Source organism: Bradyrhizobium sp. P5_C11_2, from assembly GCF_054049755.1.
On record NZ_JBFULT010000809.1, the window covers coordinates 1 to 2,522 of the forward strand.

3 protein-coding genes are annotated in these 2,522 nt (G+C 66.9%); all 3 read right to left on the bottom strand.

The window, feature by feature from the left end; translation table 11 throughout:
* On the bottom strand, positions 1-179 hold a 179-nt coding region (locus ACXJL8_RS38830; RefSeq protein ID WP_456686798.1), incomplete at its 3' end, for a DUF1153 domain-containing protein.
* Positions 180-546: 367 nt separating this feature from the next.
* Entirely contained in the window at positions 547-1,254 is a 708-nt protein-coding gene (locus ACXJL8_RS38835) for a flagellar hook assembly protein FlgD (protein WP_456623925.1), read from the bottom strand.
* Positions 1,255-1,267: 13 nt separating this feature from the next.
* Positions 1,268-2,522 (bottom strand): flagellar hook-length control protein FliK (locus tag ACXJL8_RS38840; RefSeq protein ID WP_456686797.1); only part of this gene is annotated, 1,255 nt, incomplete at its 5' end.

Here is a 2,522-nt window from a genome sequence, read left to right on the forward strand (position 1 = left end):
GTGTAACGGCTGCAGGCCTCCTCGAGGGACAGGAGCCCGCCACGAACGGCGGCGACGACCTCGGCCTTGCGGCGGATGACCCAGCGTTTCGTGCCGGGTGCAGGCAGATCCGCGATCGTCAACGGACTACCGTCCGGCCCGATGACGTATTTTACCCTCGGGCGATGGGGTTCTGTCATGGCGTACTCACAAACTCTCAACCACTGAACTCACGCCATAACCGTACGCGCGGCGGCTTAAAAATCCGCTAAGCCTAAGGCATCAATACAATTCTCGTTGAAAATGGCTGGAACACAGCCGCCCCGGCGGGCTGGACACCATGATCCGAGCCGGCCGAGCGGGTCTTCGTAAATACTTTACTAACAAACGAGGCCCGCGCGCGACGCTGCCAGGCCCTCAACAGTCGTCCTGGCGAAAGCCAGGACCCATTACCCCAGGATGTAGTTCCTGCGAAGACTCGGGGTCACGTCCTCGCGCTATAGCGAATTTCGGTGGCTATGGGTCCTGGCTTTCGCCAGGACGACACCGTCTGCGTGGGCGCCAGCCTCAATTGCTGCTTGTGGCGATGATGCTCTTCACCTGGCTCAATGTGTAGCTGACGCCGTCGATGGTCAGCAGCGGCGGCGACTGGGTCAGGTCGACCGACGACACCACGCCCTGCACCTGCGCGGCGATGCCGACATTGTTGCCCGCCACATCCTTGCCCGTGGCCGAGATCGTGTACTTGCCGTCGGGCCATTGCGTGCCGTCATTGCCCATTCCGTTCCAGGTGAAGGGAATGTCGGTGCCGGCGGCGGCGGTGTATTTGCCGGTGAACACGGTCTGGCCGCTGGAATTGGCGACGGTGATGTCGACGGTCGAGTCGGTCGGCACGTTGAGATGCCAAGTCGCCGACGACTTCGTCATGGTCGCGGTCGAGCCGTCGACCAGGGCGGTCTTGCCGACGAAGCCCAGCGCCTGGGTCGCCTGCGTGGTCTGCTGCAGGGTGACGAGCTGGGACAGCGCATCGTTGGTCTTGAGCTGCTGCTCGACGCCGGCGAACTGCACCAGCTGCTGGGTGAACTGGTTGGTGTCGAGCGGATCGAGCGGGTTCTGGTTCTGCAGCTGCGTCGTCAGCAGCGTCAGGAAGGTCTGGAAGTTGCCGGCGAGCGTCGATCCCGTGGACGAGCTCAGCGAGTTCGACGAGGAGGATTTCGGGAGGTCTGTCGTCCCGGAGACGGGCGTCGGGGCGGTGGCGGCATTCGTGGTGGTCATTTGCGAATACTCCTCACACTCTGATGTCGACGCCGCTGCTCGATCCGAGCATGCGGCCGTAGCTGCGCCCCACAGGCGCCGCGGCGCTTGCATCTTCGTCGCTGATGATCAAGCGGTGGGCGTTGCCGCCATTGTCGTTGTTCTGGCCGGAGTTCTGCCCCGACGAATTCTGGTCGCGCAGGCTGAAGGAGAGGCCGTTGCTGCCGGTCTTGAGGCCGGCGTCGTCGAGCGCGCGCTGCAATTGCGGCGCGTCCTGCCGCAGCATCGACAGCGTTTCCGGCTTCTCGACGGTGAGATGCGAGGTGACCTGGCCGTTGCGGTCGACATTGATGCGCACGTCGATGCGGCCGAGCTCGGCCGGATCGAGGCTGATGTCGAAGCGGGTCTTGCCGGCGCGGGCGGCAGCCGCGATCTCGATCGGCACGCCGTTGAGCGACACGGCGGCGCTGGTTGCCGCGGTCGCGGTGAGCGTTGCGGTGGAGGCGGTCGCAGCCGAGGTCGTATTGGTCAGCGGCGCCTGCACGGCGGAGGCCGCCTGCGCGCTGTTGTCCGTCGCCGTGACGGCGGCCTGGGCGCCGGCATGCGCGTGCGTGGTCGGCGCAGCCGGCGTCGCATCCGCGGCGCGATCGGAGGCGCCGGCCTTGGCCTCAGTCGCGCCCGCGTCGGCTTGCGGCTTGGCGGCTTGCGGATGCGCGGCGGCATTGGCCGCGGTCGCAGGCGTTTGCACCGTCGCGGCCGCGTCGGTCTTGCCCGAATCCTGGCCGATATTGGCGACGTCGGCCTGCGCGGTGGCGGCGGCCTTGAACGAGGTCTTTGGCGTGCCCTGGTCGACGGCGGCGATCAGCCCGGTATTCGTCTTGGCATCGGTGGCCGTGCCGTCGGTTGTGCCGGTCGCGGCACCGGCAAGCGTCGCCGTGGTGTCCGCATCGACCTTGGCGCCGGCGGTCTTGGCGCTCTTGTCGCCGGGCGTCGCGGTATCGGTCTTGGCGCCGGTGATCTGCGCCGCGGTCGAGGCGCTGGCGGCGATGCCGGCGGCCGCAATCGTCAGCGGCGAAGAAGCCGTGCTGGCGGCCTGGTTCGCGGCCGCGTTCGGATCGACCGGCACCACGGGGGCGGCAACGATGATCGCGTTCGGATCAGGCACGGCGGTCTGCGTCGCATCGGTCTGCGCGGTCGCCGCGGCATCTATTGCGGCGGTGAGACCGTCGGTGCCGTCGGTCTTGTCGCCCTTGGTTTCGTCGGATGTGTCCGCCGATTTGGTGTCGGAG

Bases quoted from the DNA above. Each gene is read 5' to 3' on its own strand.
- ACXJL8_RS38835 (WP_456623925.1), bottom strand. From the start codon at position 1,254: ATGACCACCACGAATGCCGCCACCGCCCCGACGCCCGTCTCCGGGACG.